This window comes from Denitratisoma sp. agr-D3, assembly GCF_054658675.1.
The window spans coordinates 278,517-300,898 of sequence record NZ_BAAGIA010000002.1 but is presented as its reverse complement, the minus strand read 5'-3'; the positions used below and the strand labels follow the sequence as shown (position 1 = coordinate 300,898).

The window sequence follows — 22,382 nt, the reverse complement described above, 5'->3', positions numbered from 1 at the left end:
TTAGCGCAGCTTGCCGCGCAGGGGATTGACCTTTTCCGGGGAACGAACGGTAGTTTTGCCCTGTCCACCATCGAGATTGCCGCACTCACAGGCGGCTTTCAGGTGGGAAACGGAACTGACGATGACGGTGCATTCCGTGCATTCGTAGTAGATGTCGCCGCCGCTGGGCAGGCTGCCGTCATCATTGCGGTCGATGGTGTCGAAACGGTAGATTTTGCGCAGGTCGAGTTTCATTTTGCTTTCCCCGGCAGCACTGTTGCGAGTGACAGCGGCCGCCTAAATGTCCAAAATACGCCTTGGTTTTCCCGGTGCGCCCCGATGGCCGCGCCCTTGCCGAACTGGAATTATCGCAATGAAATTGAAATTTATCGTCACTTTTGCCTTGGTCGCCCTGCTCGGGGGGCTGGGTTGGGTTTTTCTCGCCCCGAAACCGACCGCGCCGACCGTGGCCGCCACGACCCTGGATGGTCAGCCCTTGCGACTCGCCGACCTTAAAGGCAAAGTGGTCTTAGTCAATTTCTGGGCCACCAGTTGCACCACCTGCATGGCGGAGATGCCCAAGCTGGTGGCCGTCCATCAGCAATACGCCGCCAAGGGCTATGAAACCCTGGCGGTGGCCATGGACTACGACCCCGCCGACTACGTCCGGACCTACGTCAGCAAGACCCACCTGCCCTTCAAGGTGGTCCTGGACAGCCACGGCGACATCGCCCGCGCCTTCGGCGGCATCCGCCTGACCCCCACCAGCATCCTGATCGACAAGGAAGGCCATATCGTCCAGACCTACCTGGGGGAGCCGGATTTCGCCCAGTTCCCAAAACTGATCGAATCCCTCTTGGCCGCCTGACCCGGAACTTCTCTGTCCGTTAGCACTCTCATGCGACGAGTGCTAAACTTGTTTTAGAGGAGGACGTGACCATGAGCCATGACCTGACGCTAGCCAATCCGATGAACCCCTTGAGCTTGGTGCCCAGCGGCGCCGGTAGCTTGGAGGCCTATATTCAGGCCGCCAACCGCGTGCCCATGCTGAGCGAGGCCGAGGAGATGGATCTTGCCCGTCGCTTCCGCGACGAGGAAGACTTGGAGGCGGCGCGACGCTTGGTGCTGTCCCATCTGCGTTTGGTCATCGCCGTGGCCCGCGGCTATCTGGGTTACGGCCTGCCCCATGCCGACCTGATCCAGGAAGGCAGCATCGGCCTGATGAAGGCGGTCAAACGCTTCGATCCCGATCGGGGCGTACGTTTGGTGTCCTTCGCCATGCACTGGATCAAGGCCGAAATCCACGAGTACGTCGTCAAGAACTGGCGGCTGGTGAAGATCGCCACCACCAAGGCCCAGCGCAAATTGTTTTTCAACCTGCGCAGCATGAAGCAGGACATCGGCACCCTCAATCCCGAGGAGGTCAATGCCGTCGCCGCCCGTCTCGGCGTCAAGCCCGACGAAGTGGTGGAGATGGAAACCCGGCTTTCCGGCGGCGATGTCTCCCTGGAACCGCTGCATGAGGACGAGGAAGAGCGTTTCGCTCCCATCGCCTGGCTTCCCGCCGACGAAAGCAGCGAGCCCACCGCCCGCATCGCCCAACGGGAATACGATCATTTGCAAAGCGAGGGGCTGCAAACCGCCCTGGCAGCCCTGGATGAGCGCAGCCGCGCCATCGTCCAGCGCCGCTGGTTGGTGGAGGAAGGCAGCGAAGCCGCCACGCTGCACGAGTTGGCCGCCGAGTACGGCGTATCCGCTGAGCGGATTCGCCAAATCGAGGCCAAGGCGCTACAGAAAATGAAGGCTTTCCTCAGCGCCGACCACTGAAAAATGGTCGCGACACGAACGGGCAACAACGGGCAGCGATGGCTGCCCGTTTTGCTTTTGGCTTGCCGCTTTTGCAGCGACGAGGGTTTTATTCCTTCGATCAAATGCCCATCGACATCCTTAAGCTATTTGTCAGTTAATACTTTTATGTTTAAAAGATGATCGCATTCCTCGAAGCCCGCAGTGCCGGCCTCATGGGCAAAGGCCATATCGCCAACAACCTGGTCGCCGGCCTGGTGGTGGGCGTGGTGGCGCTGCCCTTGGCAATGGCTTTCGCCATCGCCAGCGGCGCCAAACCGGAGCAGGGCTTGTACACCGCCATCGTGGCCGGCTTGCTGACCTCGCTTTTCGGCGGCAGCCGCTTGCAGATCGCCGGCCCCACCGGGGCCTTCATCGTCATCCTGTCCGGTATCACCGCCCAATACGGCATCGTCGGCCTCCAGGTGGCCACCCTGATGGCGGGCCTGATGTTGATCGCCATGGGCTTGGCCCGCTTCGGTGCCGTCATCAAGTTCATCCCGGCGCCGGTGATCGTCGGCTTCACCACCGGCATCGGCGTCATCATCTTCGTCGGCCAGTTGAAGGACTTTTTCGGCCTGCATCCCGCGGCAAGCGGCGAGCATTTCCATCAAAAGCTCATCCAAATCCTCCTATCTCTCCCCCATCTCCACCTGGCGACCACCTTTCTCGCTTTTTTTGCCCTGGCCTTGAACCTGCTGAGTCCCAAGCTATTCAAGCGCATCCCCGGCCCCCTGGTGGCCATGGTCGCGGCGACGGTTGTCCAGGCCCTGTTCCAGTTTGACGGCGTGGCCACCATCGGCAGCGCTTTCGGCGGCATTCCCCGGGAACTACCGAGCTTTGACATCCCCGATTTCACCGCCAGCGACTTGGCCAAGCTGATCGGCCCGGCCTTCACCATCGCCTTGCTGGGGGCTATCGAATCCCTCTTGTCCGCCGTGGTGGCCGACGGCATGGCCGGCACCCGGCACGATCCCAACCAGGAACTGCTGGGCCAAGGCATCGCCAACGTGGCCGCTCCCCTGTTCGGTGGTTTCGCCGCCACTGGCGCCATCGCCCGCACCGCCACCAACATCCGCAACGGTGCCGACAGTCCCCTGGCAGGCATGGTCCACGCCGCGACCTTGGTGCTGATCATTCTGGTGGCCGCGCCCCTGGCGTCCTACATTCCCCTCTGCGCCCTGTCCGCCATCCTTTTCGTGGTGGCCTGGAACATGAGCGAAGTGCACCATTTCCGCCATTTGCTGCGCACCTCACCCAAGGGAGACGTGGGCATCCTCTTGATCACCTTCGGCCTGACGATCTTCGCCGACCTGGTGATCGCGGTGAACGTCGGCGTGGTGCTGGCTTCCCTGCTCTTCATGAAGCGCATGGCCCAATCGGTGGAGGTTCAGGACGAAACCGAGGACCATCTGGAAACCTGCGAGAACGGGAGTGCGGACGGACTGCTGGACCGTACCCTGATCTACAGCATCGACGGCCCCTTCTTTTTCGGCGCGGCTGAAAAACTGCAAACCACCCTGGCCAGCATTCAGGAGAAGGTGGACACCGTCATCCTGCGCATGGGACGGGTGCCCTTCGTCGATGCCACGGGGATCCAGGCCCTGGGCGAATTGATCGATGACTTCCAGCGCGGCAAGGCCCAGGTCATCCTTTGCGAAGTCCGCCCCAACGTTCGCCACAAACTGGAAAAAGGCGGCGTGCTGGGCAAGGTGGGCGCGGCCAATCTCTACCCGCGCCTGGCGGACTGGAAAGCGAGCCGCGCGTCCTAGGCGCCGCCTCGCCCCGCGCCACGCACCGATTGGGCCGGCAGGGCGACTAGTGGGCGGCGGCCACGATGGCCTGGTAGTCCGCCGCCATTCGGTCCGCCGGCACCGGCGGCATGAAGACCGCCTTCAAGCGGCCCTGGGGATCGATCAGATACATGGCGGCCGAATGGTCCACGGTGTAATTGCGCGGATCTTCCTTTTCATGGCGCTGGTAGAACACCCCGAGGGCCCGCACCAGGGGTGACAAGGCCTCGTCCGTCCCGCCCACGCCGATAAAGCTGGGGTCGAAGGCGGGAACGTAGCGATCCAGCAACTCCTGGGAATCCCGTGCGCCATCCACCGACACAAAGACCACGCCGGGCAGGGGCACGTTGCCACCCGCGAGGCGGCTGCGTACGTCCCGCATCAGGGACAGGGCGGTGGGACAGACGTCGGGGCAATGGGTATAGCCGAAGAACATGAAGGTCCAGTGACCCTCCAGGTCACGGCGGCTGAAGGCGCCACCATGGCCCCGCAATTGGAAATCGGGCAGTTGCTTGCCCTCCGCCAGCACGGTGGCCGCCTTGACCGTCGGCAGCACCGCGTGGCCGCCATCGTGCCGCGCCGCGCGGGACGCCAACCAGCCCGCACCCGCCGCCAACACGATAGCCCCCACCAACAAGCCCTTGCGCATCACGCTTTTCATACCGTCATTCCTCGCCATGGATTTCCTCCTTCACCGCACCCATCGCCGCTGCCCCGGAAGACAGAGTGTCGCCCCGGAACAACATGACATATGGCGGCAATTAATTTCTTCCCTAATTATTTCAGACCTGATGTATAGTTAGTTCCATCGCGTCCGGCTGAGCGCCCTGAGTTATATCAGCCCCATAAAAAAACCAACATCTTCGCCAGAACAAAGCGGAGGAGGAGACAAGAACGGCCCGTCGGTGATCCGACGGGCCGATTCTTTTTCAGTTCCCGGCAAGGGCCAGGGCGGCCAGCAATTTTTCGTGGACGCCGCCAAAACCGCCATTGCTCATGACCAGCACCTGGTCGCCGGCCCTGGCCTGGGCCACCACCGCGCGCACCAGCCGGTCCAGATCGTCGCTTACCAGCGCCTTGTCCGCCAGGGGCGCCAGGGCCTCGCCCGCATCCCAGCCCAGGTTGTGGGCATAGCAGAACACCTGGTCCGCCCCGGCCAGACTGCTAGGGAGCTGGGCCTTCATGGTGCCCAGCTTCATGGTGTTGGAGCGGGGTTCCAGCACCGCGAGAATGCGTTTGTCCGCCCCCACCTTGCGCCGCAATCCGGCCAGGGTGACCTCGATGGCGGTGGGATGGTGGGCGAAATCGTCGTAAACGGTCACGCCGTTCACCGTGCCGCGTACCTCCAGGCGACGTTTGACCCCCTTGAACCGGGACAGGGCGTCCAAACCCGCTGCCAGGGGCACGCCGGCATGGCGGGCCGCCAACAAGGCGGCCACCGCATTGGCCTGGTTGTGGGCGCCGGGCAGGGACAGGGTGGTTTGCCCGACAACCCGCTCGCCTTCCCGCACTCGGAAAACATCGTCTGCCAAGGGTTCGGCGTGCCAGGCATCCTGACGATTGAACCAGTTCACGTCGCTCCAACAACCCCGGGCCAACACCCGTTGCAGGGACGCCTCGCCACCGTTGGCGACGATCAGCCCTTGCCCGGGAATAGTACGCACCAAATGGTGGAATTGCGTCTCGATCGCTGCAAGATCAGCAAAGATGTCGGCGTGATCAAACTCCAGGTTGTTCAGAATCACCGTCCGGGGATGGTAATGGACGAACTTGGAACGCTTGTCGCAAAAGGCGGTGTCGTACTCGTCCGCCTCGATGACGAAAAAGGGTGAGTCGGTCAGCCGGGCCGAGACGCCGAAGTCCTGGGGCACGCCGCCCACCAGGAAACCCGGGTTGAGGCCGGCATCCTCCAGGATCCAAGCCAACAAGGACGTCGTGGTGGTCTTGCCGTGGGTACCCGCCACCCCCAGCACCCACTTGCCTTGCAGGATATTCTCCGCCAACCATTGGGGGCCGGACACATAGGGCAGGTTGCGGTTGAGGATTTCCTCCAGCAAGGGATTGCCGCGGGAAATGGCGTTGCCCACCACATAGAGATCGGGCGCCAGGGAAAGCTGATCCACGCCGTAGCCATTGATCAGCGCGATCCCCTGCTCTTCAAGCTGGGTGCTCATGGGCGGATAGACGTTGGCGTCGCAACCGGTGACCCGATGGCCCGCCGCCCGGGCCAGCAGGGCGATGCCGCCCATGAAGGTGCCGCAAACGCCCAAGATGTGGATATGCATGGAGAAACCTGCTGTATCAAAAGGATGGCCGCTGCCGGGAGTCCCCCGTGGCGCGGTTAGAATGGACCGGAGTTTACCCGCCGCCTTGCCCAACGCCGTGCCCGATAAGCGGGGGAAACCTCCCCCGGAACCCGCTCTGGAATCCATCGCCATGACACGCCACAAGCAAGTTCCCCGCAGCAGCACCGGCAACGCCCGCCAATCCATCGCCGCCGCCGCCGCCCGCATGATGGCCGAGGACGGCATCAACGACTACGGTTACGCCAAGCGCAAGGCCGCCCGCAACCTGGGCTACGGCGACGGCATCGCGCTGCCCACCAACGACGAGGTGCAGGCTGAACTGCGCACCTACCAGTCCCTCTACCAGGACGAAGAAGTGAAGGAGCGGCTGCGGGAAATGCGCATCGCCGCCCTGGACGTGATGGCCTTCCTCGCCGACTTCCGCCCCTACCTCACCGGTCCCGTCCTCGACGGCACCGCCGGCCGGGCCTCCAGCATCGACATCGACCTGTTCGCCGACAGCGCCAAAGACGTGGAGATTTCCCTGCTTTCCCGCAACATCGACTACCGCAGCTCCGAACCCCGCCGCCACGGCCCGGATGCCCCGGAAACCCTGCTCCATATGGAATGGGACGACATCCCTGTCACCCTGGCGGTGTACCCCTTTGCCGTGGAGCGGCAGCGCTCCGGCGCCACCCGCCACGACCGGGCCAAGGCCAGCACCGTCGCCGCCCTGTTGGAAACCGTGGAATGAAACCGATCCTGCGCTGGCCGCTGCTGGTCGGCGTTGCCTTGCTGGCCGCCTGGGCCGGCTATCGTGCCGGCCAACCCCAGGCGCCGGTCACGACCCCCATCCAGGACGGTGACGCCCTGCCTGCCTTGCTGAGGGCGCCCCTCACCGACCTGAACGGCCAGCCCAGCCCCCTGCCCCTGGCACCGGGGCGACTGGTGGTCATCAACTTCTGGGCCACCTGGTGCCCCCCCTGCCGGGCAGAAATGCCGGCTTTTTCCAGGATTCAGCAAACATTTGCCGGCAAGAACGTGCAATTTGTCGGCATTGCCCTGGATGGCGTCGAACCGGTCAAGGATTTTCTCCGGGTGGCGCCGGTGTCCTATCCCATCCTGCTGGCGCCGCCGGAACGGCTGACCATGACCGCCTCCCTGGGCAACGGCAGCCAGGGCCTGCCTTTTTCCCTCATCGTGGATGGGGATGGCAAGCTGCGGGCATCCCATCTCGGACAGTGGCAGGAGGCCGATTTGAGCGCGCAAATCGCCGCCTTATTGCCTCGGTAATATCGGGAAAAACCCTGGGGAAAAGCGTCCTTCTGGACAAACTGACGTCATTTGCGGCAAACTAGCAGGTATGACGAAGCCAACTCGCGGTCAAAAGACCACCTCCAAGGCAAGCAGCAGCGCCAAGGGGAAAGCGCTCCCCCTGCGTATCCTGGTGCTCCATGGTCCCAATCTCAACCTGTTGGGCACGCGGGAGCCGGATGTCTATGGCCACACCACCCTGGCCGACATCCATCGCTCCATGGAAGCCCGCGCCCGCAGCGCCGGGGTGCAGATCGAAAGCTTCCAGAGCAACCACGAAGGCGAATTGATCGACCGGGTCCACGCCGCCCGCAGCGAAGGCATCGAGTTCATCCTGATCAATCCGGGCGCCTACACCCACACCAGCATCGCCCTGCGCGATGCCCTGGCCGGGGTGGCGATCCCCTTCATCGAGGTGCACCTCTCCAACGTGCATGCGCGGGAGGCATTCCGCCGCCACTCCTATTTTTCCGACATCGCCGTCGGGGTCATTTGCGGCCTGGGTGCCCAGGGCTATCTGCTCGCCCTTGACGCCGCCCTGGCCCGCATCGGCCATTCCTGAACACCCATTCCAATAAATCCACCGGGTCACTTAGCCCGGGTTTGCAGGGAGATACACGCAAATGGATCTGAGAAAGCTCAAAACCCTCATCGACCTCGTCCAAAATTCGGGCATTTCCGAACTGGAAATCAGCGAGGGTGAGGAAAAAATCCGCATCGCCAAGCACCTGACTGCCGCCGCGCCCACCACCGTCATGGTCGGCGCCCCCGCCGTGGCCCCGGTCGCCGCCGCCCCGGTGGCCGCCGCACCCGCCGCCCCGGTGGAAAATGCTCTGCCCGAAGGGCATGTGGTGACCGCCCCCATGGTCGGCACCTTCTACCGTTCCGGCAGCCCCGGCAACCCTCCCTTCGTCGAAGTGGGCCAGGCCGTGAAGGAAGGCGACACCCTCTGCATTCTGGAAGCCATGAAGCTGATGAACGAAATCGAGGCGGACGCCTCGGGCACCATCAAGGCCATCCTGGTGGAAAACGGCCAACCCGTCGAGTTCGGCCAGCCCCTGTTCGTCATCGGTTAATCGGAAAGCGGGGAGCGCAGAAGCGAAACCTTCTCCCTCCCCCTTCCCCCTTCCCTGGGGTTCTCTATGTTTGAAAAAATCCTTATTGCCAACCGCGGCGAGATCGCCCTTCGTGTTTTACGGGCCTGCCGCGAACTGGGCATCAAGACCGTCGCCGTGCACTCCACCGCCGACACGGAAGCCAAGTACGTCAAGCTGGCGGACGAATCCGTCTGCATCGGCCCCCCGTCCTCGGCCCTGAGCTACCTCAACATCCCCGCCCTGATTTCCGCGGCGGAGGTCACCGACGCCCAGGCCATCCACCCCGGCTACGGCTTCCTCTCCGAGAACGCCGACTTCGCCGAGCGGGTGGAATCCTCCGGCTTCGCCTTCATCGGCCCCCGCGCCGAGACCATCCGCCTGATGGGCGACAAGGTTTCTGCCAAGGACGCCATGAAGGCCGCCGGCGTGCCCTGCGTGCCCGGTTCCGAAGGCGCCCTGCCCGAGGACCCCAAGGAAATCGTCAAGATCGCCCGCGCCATCGGCTATCCGGTGATCATCAAGGCCGCCGGCGGCGGCGGCGGGCGCGGCATGCGGGTGGTGCACACCGAGGCCGCCCTGATCAACGCCGTCACCATGACCCGCTCCGAGGCCGGTGCCGCCTTCGGCAATCCGACGGTGTACATGGAAAAGTTCCTGGAAAACCCGCGCCACATCGAAATCCAGGTGCTGGCCGACCAGACCGGTGCCGCCGTCTATCTGGGCGAGCGCGACTGCTCCATGCAGCGCCGCCACCAGAAGGTGATCGAGGAGGCGCCCGCCCCCGGCATCAGCCGCCGCCTGATCGCCCGGGTGGGCGACGCCTGCGTCGCCGCCTGCAAGCGCATCCAGTACCGGGGCGCCGGCACCTTCGAATTCCTCTACGAAAACGGCGAGTTCTATTTCATTGAAATGAACACCCGGGTCCAGGTGGAACATCCGGTCACCGAGCTGGTCACCGGCGTGGACATCGTCCAGGCCCAGATCCGCATCGCCGCCGGTGAAAAAATGTGGCTCAAGCAACGCGACCTGGAACTCAAGGGCCACGCCATCGAATGCCGCATCAACGCCGAGGACCCCTTCAAGTTCACCCCGTCCCCCGGCAAGATCACCAACTGGCACGCCCCCGGCGGTCCCGGCATCCGAGTGGATTCCCACGTCTATACCGGCTACACCGTGCCGCCCCACTACGATTCCATGATCGGCAAGCTGATCGCCACCGGCGACACCCGCGAGCAAGCCATCCGCCGCATGCGCATCGCTCTGTCGGAAACCATGGTGGACGGCATCAAGACCAACATCCCCCTGCACCAGGACCTGATGCTGGACGAGCGCTTCATCCAGGGCGGCACCAGCATCCACTATCTGGAAGAAAAGCTGGCGGCGAAAAGCCTGTAATGCGCCGTGCTTCCCCCGGGAAGCGACCGCCCTCCCGCCGTCCCCGCCCCTGGGGGCGGCGACATTCGGAAGCCGCTTTGCGGCTTCTTTGTTTAAGATGCCGAGATTATGTGGATCAGCGTTTCCATCCCGGTTGAAGCCGTTTTTGCCGACCCCCTTTCCGACGCCCTGATGGAAGTGGGCGCCCTCTCCGTCTCGGTGGAGGACGCCTGCCTCGGCACGGACGAGGAAACGCCCCAGTTCGGCGAACCGGGCAGCCCCACCACGCCCCTCTGGGATCACAGCAGGGTGATCGCCCTGTTCGAGCCCGACGACGACGTCACGGGCCGGGTGGCCGCCGCCTGCCAGGCGGTGGGCCTGGACGACCTGCCCGAATTCCTCCTCGACGAAGTGGCCGAACAGAACTGGGTGCAACTGACCCAGTCCCAGTTCGACCCCATCCGCATCACCGACAGGCTGTGGATCGTTCCCTCCTGGCATATGGAAAATTTCCGCCTGCCCGAGACCGGCGAGCCAAGCGAGTCCGATCAATCGCCCCTTTCCTCCGGAAAGGGGACGGGGGAAAGGCACTCACAAGACCAAGCCATGCCTGGGTCTAGCTGCATCTTGCAGCTAGACCCAGGCATGGCTTTCGGTACCGGTTCCCACCCCACCACCTTCCTCTGCCTGCAATGGCTTTGCGACCAGATCAAGGGGGGAGAAACCCTGCTCGATTACGGCTGCGGCTCGGGCATTCTGGCCATTGCGGCGGTCAAGCTGGGGGTTGGCAGCGCCTTGGGCGTGGATATCGACGAAAAAGCCCTCGAAGCCGCCCAATACAACGCCGAACGCAACGGCGTCCACCTGTCCCTGCAACATTCCTCCGTGCCCCTGGACCAGCGCTTCGACATCGTCGTCGCCAACATCCTGACCAATCCCCTTTGCGTCCTGGCACCGGCCCTGTCCAGCCATGTCGCGCCGGGCGGCCGGCTGGTCCTCTCCGGTGTGCTGGAAAGCCAGGCCCAGCAGGTGATCGACGCCTACGCCCCCTTCATCGCCCTGGGCGTCGGCGCCCAGCACGAGGGTTGGTGCCGGCTGGAAGGCCAAGCCGAGCCGGCCCCAGTGGCTGCCTAGAGCGGAACCCCGCCGTGCTGACCCGCTGCCCCTCCTGCGCCACCACCTTCCGCGTCACGCCGGAACAGCTCAAGGTGCGCCTGGGTCGGGTCCGTTGCGGCCAATGCCAAACGGTGTTCAACGCCCTGGATGGCTTGGTGGAAGAAGGCGCCGGACTACCGCCGGTGTCCGTGCCCGCCACCGCTGATTCCGTTCCGGCCCCAAGCCCCTCAAACGCCCCGATCGCCGCCGTAGAACCCGCGTCGGCAGCGGACGACGCTCCGCCAGCCATGACTGCCGACACAAGCGCCCTGGCCGAAGCCGCCGAGACGGCACCGACGGACACCGTCGTTGAAGCCGTTGCCCCGATTGAGGAAAGTGAAGCCCCTGCCGATGCCGCAGGGGCCAGCGACGCCGACGAACAGGACACGCCCGCCGCGGCCGAAGACACGGAAGACACCGAACTGGCCTCCCTGGACTTTCTCGACCTGACCGAGACGCCCGCGGTGGACGCCAGCCCGGCGGTTCTTGAAGCCGCCCCCACTCCAGCGGCGGATACCGTCGCCGAAATAGGTGCCGCAGCAGACGCCGAACCAGTCGACGACGCTGCGGAGAACGACCCCGCCCCGACCCCTGCCGAGGCATCGCCCGATACCGACACGGCGCCCGCCGCCGAAACCCCACTGACCCCAGAGGTCGAGGACGACCCAGCCGCGACCGACGCTCCCCAGGCGGATGACGCCCCCATCGTCGCTGACGCCGCCGAGGCCGACACTGCCCCGTCTGCCGCGATACCGCCGCCGGATCCCCTGCTGCACAAGGAAGCGCGCCCGCCCCGGCGCTGGCCCTGGATCGTCGGCATCGTCCTGGCCACCCTGACCCTGACCCTGCAACTGAGCCTGCTCTACCGGGTGGAGCTGTCCGTGCTCGCCCCCGGCCTCAAACCGGCCCTCGAAGCCCTGTGCCGCCCCCTGGACTGCACCGTGCCCCTGCCCCACAAAATCGACCTGCTCAGCATCGAAAGCTCGGACCTCCATCCCGCCGCGCGCAAGGGGCAGTTGCAACTGGTCGCCGTGCTCAAGAACAAGGCCCCCTACGCCCAGGAATTCCCCCTGCTGGAAATCACCCTCACCGACACGGCGGACCGAGTGCTGGTGGTCAAGGCCCTCGGGCCGCGGGACTACCTAGGCAAGGAATTCCCGCCGGAAGCCGGCTTTCCCGCCCGCAAGGAAATCAACATCGAGCTGATGCTGGACGCCGGCGACGTCCCCGCCGCCGGCTATCGGCTCTACCTCTATCACCCGTAAACCCGACGAAAGCACCCTATGCGCACGCTGATCTGTGGCTCCATGGCCTACGACAACATCATGGTCTTCCACGACCAGTTCAAGAACCACATCCTGCCGGAACAGATCCACATCCTCAACGTCTCCTTCCTGGTGCCCGATCTGCGCCGGGAATTCGGCGGCTGCGCCGGCAACATCGCCTACAACCTCAAGCTCCTCGGCGGCGAACCGGTGATCATGGCCACCATGGGCGACGACGCCCAGCCCTACCTGCACCGCCTGCACCAACTGGGCTTGGACGCCAACCACGTGCGCCAAGTGGCGGACACCTTCACCGCCCAGGCCTTCATCACCACCGACCTGGACGACAACCAGATCACCGCCTTCCACCCGGGCGCCATGAGCCATTCCCACCTCAACCAGGTGGCCGACGCCGAGGGCGTGACCCTGGGCATCATCTCCCCCGATGGCCGCGACGGCATGATCCAGCACGCCCGCCAGTTCAAAGAAGCCGGCATTCCCTTCATCTTCGATCCGGGCCAGGGCCTGCCCATGTTCAACGGCGAGGAACTGCTGGAGTTCCTGCAACTGGCCGACTACGCCACGGTGAACGACTACGAAGCCAAGCTCATCACCGAACGCACCGGCCGCAGCCTGGAACAACTGGCCGAATCCGTGCGCGCCCTGATCGTCACCCTGGGCGGCGAAGGCTCCCACATTTACAGCGAAGGTAAGCGCCTCGACATTCCCTGCGTCAAACCCGACCAACTGGCCGATCCCACCGGCTGCGGCGACGCCTACCGCGCCGGCCTGCTCCACGGCCTGCAACTGGGCTGGCCCCTGGAAAAAGCCGCGCGCCTGGCCTCCCTGATGGGCTCCCTCAAGATCGCCCATCGCGGCGGCCAGAACCACAAACCCAGCCGCGACGACATCGCCGCCCGCTACCAGGCGGCCTTTGGTGAAAGCCTCTGGTAACAACGCCTGCCGCCGGATCGTGCAAGACGGCCCGGCGGCAACAGCCTTCCCTTCCCCAACCCTGTCACCAAGTTGCAACCGTCCCGCCGCGATAATGGTCGGATGATTGCCCTCCGCCTGCCCTTGCCCCAACCCGTCGTCCTGCCCCTGGTCCAACTGCGGGCTATCTTCCGCCTGGCCCGTCTCGGCCTGCACCTGCTCTGGGGCTGCGCCACCATCGTTGCCGTCTTTCCCTTCATCGGCCTGCCCAAGCGGCGCTGGCTCAAGCAGCGCTGGTCGCGGCAACTGCTGCAAGTATTGGGCGTTGGGCTGAAAGTGAGCGGACCGGCGCCGACCGGCCTGGTGGTGGCCAACCACGTCTCCTTCCTCGACATTTACGCCATCAACGCCACGGCGCCGGCGGCCTTCGTCTCCAAGGACGATGTGCTGTCCTGGCCGGTGATCGGCTGGCTGTCCCGCCACACCGAAACCATTTTCCTCGCCCGGGGCAGCCGCACCGCCGCCCAGCGCACCCGGGAAGCCCTGGTCCAGCACCTGGCCGCCGGCCATCTGGCCGCCCTCTTTCCCGAAGGCACCACCAGCGACGGCCAGGGCCTGCTGCCCTTCCACGGCGCCCTGTTCCAGTCCGCCATCGACGCCGCCGCCCCCGTCACCCCCATCGCCCTGCGCTACCGGGACGGCCAGGGGCGACTTAGCACCGCGCCGGCCTATATCGACGACATCACCCTGGGCCAATGTCTGTGGACCATCGCCAGCAGCAGCGGCCTCACGGTGGAAGTGCGGGTGTTAAGTCCCCAGGACAGCACCCAGGCGGACCGCCGCCATCTGGCGGCCCATTGTCATCATGGGATTGGCGCGGCGCTGCGCCACTAAGCACAACGGGGGGCATCGCCCCCCGTTGTCTTTATCCTGGTCAAAAGCCCCGAATCAGTTGCCGAAGCGATAGGTGTAACCGACCATCAGGGTATGGGTGCGCACATCCGCCGTCGATTTCAGCGTGCTATTGTTGCCGGTGCCGAATGGGCTGAGGATAAAGGTGTCGTTGTGCACCTTGCCAAAGTCGCTATAGGCATAGTGGAAGGAAATGGACGTGGCCTTATCCAGGGCATATTCCCCGCCGAAGCCCAGCACGAGACCGGTCAGGGTCTTGGTGGTCTTATGGCTTGCTCGGCCGTTATTCGAATCCGCATAATCCGTCGCCAAGGAAACTTGGCTTGCCGCCACCCCCGCCGTGGCATAGATCAGCTTGTTTTCCCACGCCCATCCCAGTCGCGGCAGCAGGGACAGGGTCCAGTCCGAGCTCACTTTCTGGTTGAACCTCATGGTCCCATTCGTGACGCCGCTCGCTGAACGCGACTGGTCGAAACCCGTGTCCAGCCGCACATCAAAACCGGCGACGACATTGCCATAGGATTTGCTGTAACCGGCCTTGAGTCCGCCAGCCCCGTTGCCCTTTGACAGCGTAGCCGAATTAATCCGATCAGTGACGGCTGCGTCCGTCGCGTCCAAGTAATAAGGAGCACCGGCGCCAATATGATCCGCTGTGATCCGACTCGCGGTGTCCTGTTGAATCGCCCCCAATTGCCAACCCCAACTGTAGCCGTCCCAATCGGCGGCATGGGCGGCGGCGGGCAGGGCCAGGGCGGAGGTCAGCAGTAGCGGGGTAAGTTTCATGGGGGTCATCCTCTGGATTGGGGGGTAGTCTTCAGTCAGCCTCAGTTCTGGAAGCGATAAGTGTAGCCGACCATCAGGGTATGGGTGCGCAGGTCCACCTTGGAACCGAGCTGACCAAGGTTCGCCGGGTCAACAAACGGATGTCGGGTGCTGGTGGTGGTGTTCAAGCTGCCAAAGTCGGTATACAAATAATGGAAGGACAGGGATGTCGCTTTGTCCAAGGCATATTCCCCGCCGAAACCCAAAACCACCCCCGTCATGGTCTTGCTGGCCTTGCTGCTGCCGCTGGCGCCGGGCCCTACGCCTCCCCAGATGTAATTGTCCTGGAATTTGGTTTCCAGGGAGACGCGGCTCGCCGCAACCCCGGCGGTAACGTAGACCTGCTTGTTTTCCCAGGCCCAACCGAGCCGGGGCAGCAGGGACAGCGTCCAGTCCGCCGAGACTTTTTGGTCAACACTGAAACGGACGCCCGGCTGGGAAATATAGGTCGCTGCGTATCGATTGCTTTGCTCAAACCCTGTATCCAGACGCAGATCGATCCCGGCGATCACGTTGCCGTAGGCCTTGCTGTAGCCAGCTTTGAGCCCGCCGGCCCAATCCCCGCCCAACAGCTTGCCATTGCCCTGGGCGGCAAACAGGTCAGCATCCTGCGCATCAAAGTACTGAGCACTCGCGGTACGTTCCACACGGGTTCTGGTCTTACTGTCCTGCTGAATCGCCCCCAATTGCCAACCCCAACTGTAGCCGTCCCAATCGGTGGCATGGGCGGCGGCGGGCAGGGCCAGGGCGGTGGAGAACAGGAGCGGGACAAGGAAATGTCTCATGGTCGCATCCAATAGGACTGGGAGCAGGGGCCAATGATGGCCGAGGAGGTCACAGGGCGACCTATTATCCCGACCTCATAGACCTTCGCCTATGGTCCAAAAAGACCAGACGCGACCCTAAGTCATGGGCTGCGCGAACCCCGCTACAAGGCGCTCAATCCCAACCTGACGGTTCCACCTGCCGTTCGCAGGGCAATTGAAACACCTCCCGGTCTTCCAGGCGCACCGCCGTCAGCGCCCCGCCCCACAGGCAGCCGGAGTCCAGCGCCATCAGGTTGTGTTCCAGCCGCAGCCCCAGGGCCGACCAGTGGCCGCAGACGATGGTGTGATCGCTGCTGGCCCGGCCCGGCACCTGGAACCAGGGCAGGCTGCCTGGGGCGGCTTGTTCGGGCGGACCCTTGGAGCGGAAGTCCATTTCCCCTTGCAGGGTGCAAAAGCGCATGCGGGTCATGGCGTTCACCACCACTCGCAGGCGGTCCCAGCCTTGCAGCTCGTCCTGCCAGTCGGTGGGCTGGCTGCCCCACATGTGGGCGAGGAAGTCCCGGTAGCTGTCGGCCAGCAGGGCCTGACGCACCTCTTCCGATAGCGCCACCGCCTGATCGGCAGTCCAGGCGGGCAGCAACCCCGCGTGCACCATCAAATGCCGGCCTTCCCGGTGGGCCAGGGGGCAGCCCCGCAGCCAGGCCATGAGGTCGTCCCGGTCCGGGGCGGCGAGGATGGGGGCCAGGGTGTCCTCGCTACTGGCGCGACCATAGCCTTCGGACTGCATCACTAGATGCAGGTCGTGGTTGCCCAGCACCGTCACCGCCCGGTCCCCCAGGTCGCGCACAAAGCGCAGCACCTCCAGGGACTGGGGACCGCGATTGACCAAGTCCCCCACCAACCAAAGTCGGTCCTTGGCCTTGTTAAACTGAATCCTTTCCAGCAATTGCATCAGGGCTTCGAAACAGCCCTGGATGTCGCCGATTGCATAGCTTGCCACTGTGCACCTCCTTCGCCCGAGTCTACCCGAGGCCGTCCCTTCCCCGAGCTCCATGCCCGATCTGCCCGCCTTTCTCCTCGCCGCCGCGCTGCTGACCCTCGCTCCGGGGCCGGACAATCTGCAAGTGCTGATGCGGGGCATGGTCCAGGGCCGCCGTGCCGGTCTGGCCGCCGCCATCGGTTTCGCGGCGGGGGTGACGGTGCACACCGCGCTGGCGGCCAGCGGCGTGTCCTTGCTGATCCGGGCAACACCAACACTGTTCGGCCTGCTCCAGGCCGCCGGGGCGGCCTATCTGCTCTACCTGGGTTACCGAACCCTGCGCCATCCGGGCTTTCTCATGCCCAACAGCAGCAGTGACGACGTCGGGTTGGGAACGGTGTTCCGCCAGTGCTTTATCGGCAACGTGCTCAACCCCAAGGTGGGCCTGTTTTTCCTTTCCTTCCTGCCCCAGTTCGTCGATGTCCGGGCCGGTGGCGAAGGCCGTCAGATGCTGGTCCTGGGCCTTTTGTTCATGGCCCAGACCGTCCTCATTTTCGGCACCATCGGCTGGTGCGCGGCGGACCTGGGCCGCTGGTTGCGGCGTCATGAACGCCATGGTCGGCGGCTCAACACCCTGGCCGGACTGACTTTCGTCGGCATCGGCATCAAGCTGGCCCTGGCCGGCGCTACCGGCTAGCCGCCTGACCGCGCCTCACACCGCCCAGCCGCCGCTGAAGGGAATGGCCTGACCCACCAGAAAATTGCATTCGTCGCTACACAGGAAAACCGCCAGCATGGCGTCTTCCATGGGGGTGGCCAGGCGACCGATGGGAACGTCCTGTTTGAGCTGTTGCTGGAACAGCGGGTCGGCTTGCCGGGCGGGGGGAAAGTACGTGGGATTGTCCACGAAGTTCTGGGCGATGGCATTGACCTGAACGCCCTGGTCCGCCACCTCGATGCCCAGATTTTTCACCCAAGCCAATTGGGCGCCCCGCGCCGCGCCGTAGGTGGAAATATCCTTGCGGCCGCGCAGGGCAGCAGCGGAGCCCATCAACAGGATCTTGCCCGAGCCCCGTTCCAGCATTTGCGGCAACACGGCGCGGGCGAGACGGGGCAGCGGGGAAACCAGATGCTCGAACACCGTGGACCACTCTTCATCGCTGACCTGGGTCGCCGGCACCCGTGGCGCGGGAATGGCAAGATTCACCACCAGCACATCCACCCGCCCGGCGTCGGCCACCAACCGCGCCGGGCGGTGGGGATCGAGCAGGGGCTGGTCGTCGCTAATCACCTCGGCACCGTGATGAGTGAAAACCTCCTGGAGCACCGGGCCCATGAAGTCCCGGCATTGGGTTAACAGAATGCGCTTACCCGACAATCGTGCCGTCATGGTCTCCTCCGTTGATGGCTGTCCCAAGCGGATTATGCCTCCAGCACCCCGGCCGAGGCCGCGACGGTTGCCCATGAAAAAGCCCGGGCGGTCCCGGGCTTTTTCATGACGCATTCGGTCCGAGGACCGGAGGGGCTCAGACCTTGAAGCGTTCGATCTGGTGCTTGAGGTTGTTGGCGATCACTTCCAACTGATGGGCGGTGGCGGTGGTGCCGCGGATGGTTTCGGTGGTTTCCCCCACCATGACGGCGATTTGCTCCACCCGCTGGGCGATGGAGGTGCTGGCGGCGCTTTGCTCCTTGGTGGCGCTGGCCACGTCGCCCACCCGGTCCAGGGTACGGCGGGCGCCCTGTTCAATGGTGTTGAGGGCATGGGACGCCGAGGTGGCCAACTCGATGCCGGCCTGCACTTCGGGCAGGGCTGTGTCCATGGCTTCCACGGCGCTGATCGTGTCGCCCTGGATGCCGCCGATCATCTGCTCGATTTCGGTGGTGGCGCTGGAAGTCCGTTCTGCCAGCTTACGCACTTCGTCGGCCACCACGGCAAAGCCGCGACCCTGTTCGCCGGCCCGGGCCGCCTCGATGGCGGCGTTGAGGGCCAGCAGATTGGTCTGGCCGGCGATTTCCTTGATCACGTTGGCAATGGAAGAAATCTGGTTGGCCCGCTCTTCCAGGGCGCGAATCCGTTCGGAAGCACCGCTCACGGTGTGGGCGATCTTTTCGATGGCGGTGGCGGCCTGCTGCACCCGCTCGGTGCCCTGACCCGCCAGGGTGACGGCTTCGCTGCTGTCCTCGGAGGTTTCCTGGGCGCTTTCGGAAATGTGGCTGGAACTGACGGTCAGTTCCTCGATGGCGGCGGCCATGGCCGCGGTGGCGTCGGACTGTCGATCGGCCGCGGCGGATACGTCGCTGGAAGCCCGGGCGATGGCGCCGGCGTTGGTCACCAGCTTGTCGGCATCGCTGTTGATCTCGGCCACCAGCTTGCGCAGAGAATCGACCATGCTGCCCAAGGCCGCCAGCAGGCTGCCATCGGGGGCGTGGTCCAGGCGCGGCGTCAGGTCGCCGGCGGCGACGCGCTGCATCACCCGGGTCGCCTCGTCGGGCTCACCGCCCAACTGCTTGAGGATGCCGGAACCCATCAGCCAGCCGAAGGCGCTCAAGGCCGCCAGCAACACCACGGAAATGGCGGCGAAAACCCGGGCCACCTTCCAGTATTCCTTGTCGATGTCGTCGATGAAGACACCGGTACCCACCACCAGGCCCCAGGGTTCGAAGGGATGGGAATAGGCCAGCTTGGGCTCCGGCGGCTGGTCCTTGCTGCGGTCCCACATGTAGTCGACGAAACCGCCGCCCTTGGTGCTGGCGCCGATCAACTCCTGAATGAAGAGCTTGCCCACCTTGTCCTTCAGTTCCCACTTGTTCTGGCCTTCGAACTCGGGTTTGACGGGCAACAGGAAATTGACGCCGTCGGTGCGGTAGATGAAGAAGTACTCATTGCCGCTGTAGCGCAGGGCACGCAGGGTTTCCTTGGCGGCGCTCTTGGCTTCGTCCTCGCTCAGCTTGCCGTCCTTGGACAGCTTGTGGAAATGCGCGAGCACCCCAACCGCCGTTTCCACCTGACTTTTGATCTTGTCCTTGCGGTTTTCCAGCATGCTGCCCTTCAGCTGGAACAGGGCGACAAGACACAATACCAATAAGCCGACCAGGGTCAGCCCCACCAGCATTTGCATGCGGGTGGCAATCCGTAGGGAGTTAAACCCGTTCACGATGCAGCTCCTTTGTTGAGCGAGAAAGCGATCGCGAGACTATAACTTAAGTACAGTGTAATAGCCAGTCGACATTTTAAGAAATCACGTCAACTGTCTAATTCGACAAGGTTTATTTCATCCCGCCCAGCGCACCCCGGGCGACCGGGGACAAACACGCCCATGCCGCCGGCGTGGCGGGAATCAGCCCCTGCGGGCGAGCCGGTAGACCCCGAGGCTGCCCAGGTAATTGGGCTCTTCCTTCACCAACTGGCCGGCTTCGTCCAGCACTTGGCTGTCGCGGATGACGAATCCCATGTCGGCACACAGGGCCTCGAAGTCCTTGATGGTGAAAAAGCGGACGTTGGGGGAGTCGTACCACTGGTAGGGCAGGTCTTCCGAGACGGGCATGCGGCCTTTTTCCACCAGGGAAAGCTGGTTCTTCCAATAGGCGAAGTTGGGAAAACTCACCACCGCCTCCCGACCCACCCGCAGCATTTCCCGCAGGATGCCCTGGGTGTTGCGCACGGTTTGCAGGGTACGGGACAGCACCACGTGCTCGAAGGCGTCGTCGGTGAAACCGGCCAGGCCTTCTTCCAGATTGCCCTGGATGACGTTGATGCCGTTGCCGATGGCGGCGCGGACGCTGGCGCTATCGAGCTCGACGCCATAACCCCGGGCGCCGCGTTCGGTGATCAGGCGGCGCAGCAGCGAGCCGTCGCCGCAGCCCAGGTCCAGGACCCGCTCACCGGGCTGGACCCAGCCGGCGATAACGTCGAAGTCGGAACGATTGATCAAGCTCATGCGCCCACCTCCGCGCCGACGCGCTGCATATAGGCCGCCACGGCGGCGTGGTAGTCGGGATCGGCCATGAGGAAGGAGTCGTGGCCGTAGTTGCAGTCGAACTGGGCATAGCAGACGTCCTGGTCGTTCTTGGCCAGGGCGTTCACGATCTCCCGGGAGCGGCTGGGGGAAAAACGCCAGTCGGTGGTGAAGGCGGCGACGAAGAACTTGGCCTTGGCCACGGCCAGGGCGCGGGCCAGGTCGCCCGCCCCTTCCCGGGCCGGGTCGAAGTAGTCGAGGGCCTTGGTCATCAACAGATAGGTGTTGGCGTCGAAATAGCCGGCGAACTTGTCACCCTGGTAGCGCAGGTAGGACTCCACCTCGAACTCCACGTCGTAGCCGAAGCTGAAGGAACCGTTGCGGGGGCGGCGGCCGAACTTCTCGTCCATCTGGTCGTCGGACAAATAGGTGATGTGCCCCAGCATCCGCGCCAGGCGCAGGCCGCGCTGGGGATAGGTGCCGTGTTCGTAGTAGTGGCCGCCGTGGAAATCGGGATCGGTCAGGATGGCCTGCCGGGCCACGTCGTTGAAGGCGATGTTCTGGGCCGTGAGCTTGGGTGCCGAGGCGATCACCAGGGCGTGGCGCACCCGCTCGGGGTAGGTGATGGTCCAGCGCAGGGCCTGCATGCCGCCCAGGCTGCCGCCCACGACGGCGGCCCACTGGCGGATGCCCAGATGGTCGGCCAGACGGGCCTGGGCGTGCACCCAGTCGATCACCGCCACGAGAGGAAAATCCGCCCCCCAGGGCTTGCCCGTGGCCGGGTTGATGCTGGAAGGCCCGGTGGACCCATGGCAACCGCCCAGGTTGTTCACCCCGACGATGAAGAACTTGTCGGTATCCAGGGGACGGCCGGGGCCGACGATGTTGTCCCACCAACCCACGTTGTCCGGCTGGTCGGCGTAGGTGCCGGCCACGTGGTGGTGGCCGGACAGGGCATGGCAGACCAGGATGGCGTTGCTGGCGTCGGCGTTGAGCTGGCCGTAGGTCTCGAACACCAGGTCGAAGGCCGGCAGCACCGCGCCGCTACGCAAGGCAAGAGGCTGGTCGAAATGGGCCCGGCGGGAGGTGACGATACCGACGCCGGTCTGTTCGGAAGTCTGTGTGCTCATGAAACAAAAAACCCGGTCGGCGATGGCGGACCGGGTGGAAGCTTTCCCTGTCTCGCTTTAGCCGTATTTATTAAGCGCCCGCAAGCTGAGTTCAAAGTGGCGCAACAGTGAGCAAGGCTACCGAGGGGACCGGGCCTTGTCAAACCTTCATTGTCCGGCGTAGCGGCGGACGCTCTCCTTGACGCCGAATTGGGCGGCAAAGCTGGCGGCGTTGGCCGCCACGTCCTTGCGCCAACGGTAGATGCGGGATTTTTCCGCCGCCGTGTGGGCCAGGGGCCGGGGTTGGTTGGGTTCGTTGCCCAGCTTGTACTCGGGACGCATGGGGCCGTTGCGGTAGGCCCGGCGCCAGCCGCTGATGTGGATCTTGCCCTGGGTCATCAGGGCGTCCAGGTACTTGCTGTTCTTCACGGTGTTTACCGCCAGGCCGGACAACTTGGCGGCCTGGTGGTAATCGATGGGACCGTACTGCTTGATCACTTCCAGCAAGCGGGCCATGCCCGGCGCTTCCCGATTTTCATCGGTCACCACCGGCTTCGGGTAGTCCGCGTTGCCGCCCACGCTGTAGAGCGGCGTGGTGAAGGACCCGGCGCCGTTACGGCGCCAGCCGGAGATGAAGATCAGCTTCTGTTGGCGCATGGACTTGAGGTAGCCACCGCCGGACAGGGTGTTCACACTGATGTAGGCCTGCTCGGCGATCTCTTCCTTGGAGAGACCGGGCGCCCGGCGCAGGACGTTGAGTATGCGTTCGACGGCCCGGTTCATGATCGCGCTCCTAT

24 protein-coding genes are annotated in these 22,382 nt (G+C 64.3%); 13 read left to right on the top strand and 11 right to left on the bottom strand.

The genetic code is table 11. The features are described from left to right. Complete coding sequence (locus tag ACYQ2U_RS06425) at positions 1-234, bottom strand: hypothetical protein (RefSeq protein ID WP_459949530.1); 234 nt, start codon at positions 232-234, stop codon at positions 1-3. Positions 235-352: 118 nt separating this feature from the next. Here ACYQ2U_RS06425 and ACYQ2U_RS06420 point away from each other — a divergent pair, with 118 nt between their 5' ends. The 3 genes from ACYQ2U_RS06420 to ACYQ2U_RS06410 all read left to right on the top strand — a co-directional run bounded on the left by ACYQ2U_RS06420 (position 353) and on the right by ACYQ2U_RS06410 (position 3,596). Further along, positions 353-847 (top strand): TlpA disulfide reductase family protein, encoded by a 495-nt coding sequence (locus ACYQ2U_RS06420; protein ID WP_459949529.1) that lies wholly within the window; start codon positions 353-355, stop codon positions 845-847. 71 nt (positions 848-918) lie between these two features. Then, entirely contained in the window at positions 919-1,806 is an 888-nt protein-coding gene (gene rpoH / locus ACYQ2U_RS06415; RefSeq protein ID WP_459949528.1) for an RNA polymerase sigma factor RpoH, read from the top strand. Positions 1,807-1,964: 158 nt separating this feature from the next. Further along, positions 1,965-3,596, top strand: coding sequence for a SulP family inorganic anion transporter (locus ACYQ2U_RS06410; protein WP_459949527.1), 1,632 nt, complete (start codon positions 1,965-1,967; stop codon positions 3,594-3,596). Positions 3,597-3,642: 46 nt separating this feature from the next. Here ACYQ2U_RS06410 and ACYQ2U_RS06405 read toward each other — a convergent pair whose 3' ends face one another. Next, on the bottom strand, positions 3,643-4,296 hold the full coding sequence (locus tag ACYQ2U_RS06405) for an SCO family protein (RefSeq protein ID WP_459949526.1): 654 nt from the start codon (positions 4,294-4,296) through the stop codon (positions 3,643-3,645). 250 nt (positions 4,297-4,546) lie between these two features. Next, positions 4,547-5,902 carry a UDP-N-acetylmuramate:L-alanyl-gamma-D-glutamyl-meso-diaminopimelate ligase gene (gene mpl, locus ACYQ2U_RS06400; protein WP_459949525.1) on the bottom strand — a complete coding sequence of 452 codons (1,356 nt, stop codon included), beginning with the start codon at positions 5,900-5,902 and terminating at the stop codon, positions 4,547-4,549. 151 nt (positions 5,903-6,053) lie between these two features. Here mpl and ACYQ2U_RS06395 point away from each other — a divergent pair, with 151 nt between their 5' ends. The 9 genes from ACYQ2U_RS06395 (at position 6,054) to ACYQ2U_RS06355 (ending at position 13,934) form a co-directional block, all read left to right on the top strand. After that, on the top strand, positions 6,054-6,656 hold the full coding sequence (locus ACYQ2U_RS06395) for a nucleotidyltransferase (protein ID WP_459949524.1): 603 nt from the start codon (positions 6,054-6,056) through the stop codon (positions 6,654-6,656). After that, positions 6,653-7,195, top strand: coding sequence for a TlpA family protein disulfide reductase (locus ACYQ2U_RS06390; RefSeq protein WP_459949523.1), 543 nt, complete (start codon positions 6,653-6,655; stop codon positions 7,193-7,195). The genes ACYQ2U_RS06395 and ACYQ2U_RS06390 overlap by 4 nt, the downstream gene beginning before the upstream one ends. Positions 7,196-7,265: 70 nt before the next feature. Then, positions 7,266-7,778 (top strand): type II 3-dehydroquinate dehydratase, encoded by a 513-nt coding sequence (gene aroQ / locus ACYQ2U_RS06385; protein ID WP_459949522.1) that lies wholly within the window; start codon positions 7,266-7,268, stop codon positions 7,776-7,778. 61 nt (positions 7,779-7,839) lie between these two features. Next, positions 7,840-8,292, top strand: a complete 453-nt coding sequence (gene accB / locus ACYQ2U_RS06380; RefSeq protein ID WP_459949521.1) for an acetyl-CoA carboxylase biotin carboxyl carrier protein — start codon at positions 7,840-7,842, stop codon at positions 8,290-8,292. 66 nt (positions 8,293-8,358) lie between these two features. After that, positions 8,359-9,708, top strand: coding sequence for an acetyl-CoA carboxylase biotin carboxylase subunit (gene accC, locus ACYQ2U_RS06375; protein ID WP_459949520.1), 1,350 nt, complete (start codon positions 8,359-8,361; stop codon positions 9,706-9,708). 108 nt (positions 9,709-9,816) lie between these two features. Next, on the top strand, positions 9,817-10,821 hold the full coding sequence (locus ACYQ2U_RS06370; protein WP_459949519.1) for a 50S ribosomal protein L11 methyltransferase: 1,005 nt from the start codon (positions 9,817-9,819) through the stop codon (positions 10,819-10,821). 14 nt (positions 10,822-10,835) lie between these two features. Then, positions 10,836-12,107, top strand: a complete 1,272-nt coding sequence (locus ACYQ2U_RS06365) for a DUF3426 domain-containing protein (protein WP_459949518.1) — start codon at positions 10,836-10,838, stop codon at positions 12,105-12,107. Between the two features lie 18 nt (positions 12,108-12,125). Further along, positions 12,126-13,061 (top strand): carbohydrate kinase family protein, encoded by a 936-nt coding sequence (locus tag ACYQ2U_RS06360; RefSeq protein ID WP_459949517.1) that lies wholly within the window; start codon positions 12,126-12,128, stop codon positions 13,059-13,061. 102 nt (positions 13,062-13,163) lie between these two features. Next, a complete protein-coding gene (locus tag ACYQ2U_RS06355; protein ID WP_459949516.1) occupies positions 13,164-13,934 on the top strand; it encodes a lysophospholipid acyltransferase family protein in 771 nt (256 codons plus the stop codon). Between the two features lie 54 nt (positions 13,935-13,988). Here the strand turns inward: ACYQ2U_RS06355 and ACYQ2U_RS06350 are convergent, their stop codons facing one another. The 3 genes from ACYQ2U_RS06350 to ACYQ2U_RS06340 all read right to left on the bottom strand — a co-directional run bounded on the left by ACYQ2U_RS06350 (position 13,989) and on the right by ACYQ2U_RS06340 (position 16,541). Next, positions 13,989-14,735, bottom strand: coding sequence for an outer membrane protein (locus tag ACYQ2U_RS06350; RefSeq protein WP_459949515.1), 747 nt, complete (start codon positions 14,733-14,735; stop codon positions 13,989-13,991). A gap of 41 nt (positions 14,736-14,776) precedes the next feature. After that, a complete protein-coding gene (locus ACYQ2U_RS06345; protein ID WP_459949514.1) occupies positions 14,777-15,559 on the bottom strand; it encodes an outer membrane protein in 783 nt (260 codons plus the stop codon). A gap of 154 nt (positions 15,560-15,713) precedes the next feature. Next, on the bottom strand, positions 15,714-16,541 hold the full coding sequence (locus ACYQ2U_RS06340; protein WP_459949513.1) for a symmetrical bis(5'-nucleosyl)-tetraphosphatase: 828 nt from the start codon (positions 16,539-16,541) through the stop codon (positions 15,714-15,716). 52 nt (positions 16,542-16,593) lie between these two features. On the opposite strand from ACYQ2U_RS06340, the gene ACYQ2U_RS06335 reads away from it, so the two are divergent. Continuing rightward, positions 16,594-17,217 (top strand): LysE family translocator, encoded by a 624-nt coding sequence (locus tag ACYQ2U_RS06335; protein WP_459949512.1) that lies wholly within the window; start codon positions 16,594-16,596, stop codon positions 17,215-17,217. Positions 17,218-17,232: 15 nt separating this feature from the next. On the opposite strand, the gene ACYQ2U_RS06330 is transcribed toward ACYQ2U_RS06335, so the two are convergent. From ACYQ2U_RS06330 to ACYQ2U_RS06310, 5 genes are all read right to left on the bottom strand, one after another. After that, positions 17,233-17,910 carry an SDR family oxidoreductase gene (locus tag ACYQ2U_RS06330; protein WP_459949511.1) on the bottom strand — a complete coding sequence of 226 codons (678 nt, stop codon included), beginning with the start codon at positions 17,908-17,910 and terminating at the stop codon, positions 17,233-17,235. Positions 17,911-18,046: 136 nt separating this feature from the next. After that, positions 18,047-19,675 carry a methyl-accepting chemotaxis protein gene (locus tag ACYQ2U_RS06325; RefSeq protein WP_459949510.1) on the bottom strand — a complete coding sequence of 543 codons (1,629 nt, stop codon included), beginning with the start codon at positions 19,673-19,675 and terminating at the stop codon, positions 18,047-18,049. Positions 19,676-19,858: 183 nt separating this feature from the next. Next, complete coding sequence (gene metW, locus ACYQ2U_RS06320) at positions 19,859-20,458, bottom strand: methionine biosynthesis protein MetW (RefSeq protein ID WP_459949509.1); 600 nt, start codon at positions 20,456-20,458, stop codon at positions 19,859-19,861. Beyond that, a complete protein-coding gene (gene metX, locus ACYQ2U_RS06315; RefSeq protein ID WP_459949508.1) occupies positions 20,455-21,606 on the bottom strand; it encodes a homoserine O-succinyltransferase MetX in 1,152 nt (383 codons plus the stop codon). Before metX ends, metW begins: the two co-directional genes overlap by 4 nt. Before the next feature lie 147 nt (positions 21,607-21,753). Next, positions 21,754-22,368, bottom strand: a complete 615-nt coding sequence (locus ACYQ2U_RS06310; protein ID WP_459949507.1) for a winged helix-turn-helix domain-containing protein — start codon at positions 22,366-22,368, stop codon at positions 21,754-21,756. Positions 22,369-22,382: the final 14 nt, after the last annotated feature.